The organism is Streptomyces sp. NPDC042201 (assembly GCF_055582185.1).
In genome coordinates this window covers 1-4,761 of the sequence record NZ_JBVJDS010000023.1, presented here as the reverse complement: position 1 = coordinate 4,761, position 4,761 = coordinate 1, and the positions used below count along the sequence as shown (strand labels likewise).

The 4,761-nt window shown below is 72.2% G+C and carries 4 protein-coding genes; all 4 read right to left on the bottom strand.

Annotated features, from left to right (window positions below; all coding sequences use genetic code 11):
- Positions 1-164: 164 nt before the first annotated feature.
- Positions 165-443, bottom strand: coding sequence for an acyl carrier protein (locus ACZ6MZ_RS33910; RefSeq protein WP_389792834.1), 279 nt, complete (start codon positions 441-443; stop codon positions 165-167).
- Between the two features lie 91 nt (positions 444-534).
- On the bottom strand, positions 535-1,479 hold the full coding sequence (locus tag ACZ6MZ_RS33905) for a threonine ammonia-lyase (RefSeq protein WP_389792832.1): 945 nt from the start codon (positions 1,477-1,479) through the stop codon (positions 535-537).
- Entirely contained in the window at positions 1,476-3,038 is a 1,563-nt protein-coding gene (locus ACZ6MZ_RS33900) for an amino acid adenylation domain-containing protein (protein ID WP_469356434.1), read from the bottom strand. The genes ACZ6MZ_RS33905 and ACZ6MZ_RS33900 overlap by 4 nt, the downstream gene beginning before the upstream one ends.
- A partial coding sequence (locus tag ACZ6MZ_RS33895) for a lantibiotic dehydratase (protein ID WP_469356432.1) occupies positions 3,035-4,761 on the bottom strand: 1,727 nt, incomplete at its 5' end. The genes ACZ6MZ_RS33900 and ACZ6MZ_RS33895, both read right to left, overlap by 4 nt.

Below are 4,761 nucleotides of genomic sequence, written 5' to 3'. Positions count from 1 at the left end.
AACACCTCCCCCCCACCAAACTTGTCCGCCGCAACCGCCAAACCCTCCGGCACCAAACGCAACACCCCCGCCACCGGAAAACCCGGCCCACGAAGGCCCACTTGGTCCCAGAGGCGCCATCTTCCGCTCAGCGAAATGGATTCCTCGGTCATCCGGACAGCCTCCTATGCCTGGTCGGCGGCGCGGTCCGCGAGGTCCGCGGCGAGGACCTCCGCGAGGTCCGCGGGCGTGGGGTAGGTGAAGATGAGGGCGACGGGGACCTCCGTGCCCAGGGCGTCCTGGACCCGGGCGATGATCTGGAATGCGGCGAGGGAGTCGCCGCCCGCCTCGAAGAAGTCGCTCGTGGTGTCGAGCGTGGCGTCGGCGAGCGTCTCCCGGTAGCCGGCCGCGATGAGTTCGGCGAGCTCCGGGGCGTCGATGGAGGTGTGATGCGCCGTGGTCATGTTGTTCTCCTTGTGTGGTGATGAGAGGTACGGGTTGGAAACGGGCGACGTGGCGGTGCGCCGGAGCCCCGGGGCTCGCGGGTACGGACGCTCACGCGTGGTTCAGGTCATGGCCGATCGCCGCCGACAGGGCCTCCGGGGTGTTCCCGCCGGACACGACGACCGCGGCCGTGCCGCTGAAGCCGCTCCGCAGGGCCCCGGCCAGTGCGACGCTCCCGCTCGGTTCCGCCGGGATGCCGGCCTGGTGCAGGAGGCCCATCGCATGGAGGATCTCCTCGTCGGTGACGCCGACCAGATCGTCCACGCGCCGCCGGATCAGCGGGAAGGTCACCTCGCCGGGACGCTGGCCGCGCAGTCCGTCGGCGACGGTGTCGCAGGGGGGCAGCTCGACCGGATGCCCGGCCGCGAGCGAGCGCGCGTAACGTCTCGCGTCCACCGGCTCCACGCCGACGATCCGTACCGGCCGCGCCTGCCCCGCCGAGGCGAGACACACGCCCCCGAGCAGACCGCCGCCACCGGCCGGGACGAAGACGGTGGAGACGCCGGGGGCGTCCTCGAATATCTCCAGGCCGACGGTGCCCTGTCCGGCGACCACGAGTTCATGGTCCGAGGAGGGAATGAGCACCGCTCCGGTCGTGGCCGCGAACTCCCGTGAGCACCGCTCGCGTTCGGCCACCCCGCCGCCGCTCCGGATCACCCGGGCACCGAGGGCCTCGATGGCCCGCTCCTTGGCCACGTTCGCCCCGGCGGCCATGACGACGGTGACACCGATACCGAGCGGCACACCGAGCGCCGCGACCGCGATGCCGTGGTTCCCCGAGGAACCGGTGACGATGTCGGAGGCGCCCAGTGCGAGCAGCGCGTTCGCCGCCCCGCGCAGTTTGAACGAGCCGCTGCGCTGGAGGTGTTCGGCCTTGAGCAGCATGCGGGGCAGTGAGTCGGCCGTGAGCAGGGGCGTACGGCGTATGTACGGGGCGATGCGCCCGGCGGCGGCGACCACGTCGGCGTGGCCGAGTCGCGTGCCGGCGGCCGTCATGACACACGCTCCGCCAGCAGCGCGGCGGACCGGCCCAGCGTGCCGCGATCGGCCTTGCCACTGCGGGTCACGGGCAGCCGGTCGATACGGGTGAACCGCCTCGGCATCATGTGGGGCGGCAGGGTGAGTGCGAGATGGGCGCGCACCTGGGCGTCGCCGGTCCCGTCGAGCAGACCGGTGACATGCGCGCTCAGCCACGTCCGCCCCCGGCTGTCGGTCTCGGCGGTGACCACCGCGCCGGTGACCTCCGGGTGAGTGAGCAGGGCCCCCTCGATCTCGGCGGGGTCCACCCGGTGGCCGCGGATCTTGATCTGCCGGTCGGTCCTGCCGAGATACTCCACATTGCCGTCGGGCAGCCGACGGGCCAGATCACCGGTGCGGTACATACGGGCGCCCGGGGGACCGTAGGGGTCGGGCAGGAAACGGTCGGCGGTCAGCGCCGCCCGGCCTCGGTAGCCCCGGGCGACCCCGGCGGCGCCGATGTGCACGTCTCCCACCACCCCGTCGGGCACGGCGCGCAGTTCGGGGTCGAGCAGATGGACGGTGACCCCGTCGATGGGCGTACCGACGACATCGGCGGAGGTGTCGGCTACGGCGGGCACCTCGTACCGGGTGGAGGTCATCGTGCATTCGGTGGGGCCGTACTGGTTCACCAGCCGGCCGCCGATCAGTCCGCGGCCGCCGGCGGCGAGGAAGGGGCGCAGCGACTCGCCGCTGGAGACGAGCAGCCGCATCCCGCGCAGCCGCTCGGCCGCCGCCGGGTCCTGGGCGAGGAAGACGAGGAACGAGGGTGTCGTGCTCAGTACGGTGTCCGCGCCGTATTCCTGGAGGGTCTGCGCGAACGCGTCGGCGCGCAGCAGCCGGGAGCGGTCGACGAGGACGATACGGCCGCCCGCGGCGAGCGGCGCGAAGGTGTCCCTGATGGACGCGTCGTAGCCGAGCGGCGCGAGCTGGACGGCCACGGTGTGGGTGCCCAGACCGTAGTCGCGGATCACGAAGCGCAGATACGAGTCGAGGCCGCCGCGTTCGATCATGACGGCGTTGGGTGCGCCGGTGGATCCCGAGGTGTGGCTGATGTAGGCGAGCGAGCGGGGCCCTGGCGCATCGGGGAGCGCCGCGTCCGGGTCCGGCTCCGGGAGCCGGTCGAGCAGCAGGGTCGGCCCGGTGACGGGCACGGCGAGCCGCGGCGCGAGCGCCTCGCGGGTGAGCAGGAACCGTGCCTGCCCGCTCTCGGCCATGGCGGCCAGCCGTGGGCCCGGCAGTTCGATGTCAAGGGTGAGGAACGCGCCGCCGGCCCGCAGCACGGCGGCCATGGCGACGACGGCGTCGACGCCCCGCTCGACCGCGATGGCGCACACCTGCTCGGGGCCCACGCCATACGCGGTGAGGACCCGGGCCAGGTGGTCGATCCGGCCGGCCAGCTCTCCGTACGAGAGCGTGGTGTCCGGGGTGATGACGGCGACGGCGTGCGGATCGCGCGCGGCGTGGGCGCGGATGTCGTCCACGAAGGTGCGCGTTCCGGCGCGATCCTGCCCGTCGTCCGGGCGGACGCCGGTCATCGTTCCTCTCCCGTGTCCGCGGTGCGGTCGACCGCGACGAAGCGGAGTTCCGAGGTGTACGTGTTGCCCTCGTCGTCCGTCAGCCAGGCCTGCTCGGGCGTCGGCAGCATCTCCGTCACCGTCAGCCGCGCCGCCGGATCCTTACGCGCCAGCCGACGCACCGCCTTCGCGAAGATATTCACGTACACCGGACTGTCGAAGTCCACATAGAACGGCCGCGGCTCCGTCGGAGACACCACGAACACCCACCGCGGCAGCTCCTGTTCCTCCCGCCACCGACGCGCCCGCACGAACCGCCGCGCCTCACTCTTCTCCCCCGCGAACTCCACCTCCGACGCCACGAACCGCCACGTCTCCCGCGCCACCACCGTCGAATCCACCATCACCCGCGGCGAACGATCGGTGTCGGGCAGCAGGGTGAACCGGTCCATGACGCGGTTGGTCATCGCGTGGCAGAACACATCGAGCAGGTCGAAGACCGAACCGTCGGGGAGCAGGGCCTTCAGCTCTCCGTCCCGCTCCTCCACGCGTACGTCGCCGCAGCGGACGGTGCGCGGGCGGTGCGGGTCGGCCGTGTGGTCCACGAGGGCGACGTAGTAGTCCTCGGGACGCTCCAGGGACGGCCGGCTGCGGGAGGACCACTTCAGCGGCAGTTCCTTCGGCAGCATCGGCACCAGCCGGGGCCCGGGGAAGTCGGTCGTGGTCTCGTCGATCAGCTCCTGCATGTCCGGGTGCTGGTGGACGAAGAGCGAGGCGCCCAGGGTGTTCATGGCGACATGCATCTCACCGAGGACGAGTTCGAACTCGCCGCGTTCCACCGCGGCCAGATCCTCGGCGATGATCATCAAGTCGGGGCTGATGTAGCGGGCCAGGGACCAGCCGCGGCCCGGCTCCTCGAAGGCTTCCCGCACCTGGTCGGCGATGTCGGCGGAGGACAGCCGGACGCGGCGGGCCCCGGCCGGGGCGTTGATGATCTTCCCCCAGCGGTCCCGCAGTTCGGCCTGGATGCGGTCGATGTCGGCGATCGACTGACTGTGCGGGGCGGGCAGGCACTCGAACCAGAGGGAACCGAGGTCGACCCGGTCCTGCTTGGCGCTGAGCCGGTCGTACGCCTCCTTGACGCGCCGGCTGATGACCTCGGCGAACCGGTTGGTCATCCAGCGGGCGCCGGTCAGGCACAGTTCCAGGGGGGTGAGCTGCTCCAGCACGGCGGTGCCCACGGTGGCGGTCGCCGATCTGCGGCAGTCGGAGTAGACCAGCGCGCGGTTCGGGGCCGTACGGGCGCCCTTCTCGCGCTGCGCGGAGGCCGCGGTGAGCTCGGCGTAGTCGGCTTCGAGCGCGGCGAGCGCGGCGCAGAGTTCCTCGGCGTCGAGTCCGGCCGCCTGGACGCGGGCCCGGCCCCGTTCGAGTGTGTCCAGCTTGGCGAGGGCCGGCTCGCGCAGGCCGGCGTCGCCGATCGTCTCCAGAAACGCGCGCAGGCTGCGCTCCGGGTAGGTGCCGGAGGGGACTTCGAGCCGCCAGGTGACCCAGCGCTGGGCGATGAGCCACTCCAGGTCCTCGGTGATCTCGGCCGGGGACACCTCCCGGCCTTCGGCCCGGCTGACCTCCGCGGTGAGTTCGGCGAGGGGGCGGGTGCCGTCGCAGAGTTCGAGGACCCGCAGGAGCCGTTCGGGAACCTCACGCGCCGGACGACCCGGCACCCGCACCGAACCATCCACCACCC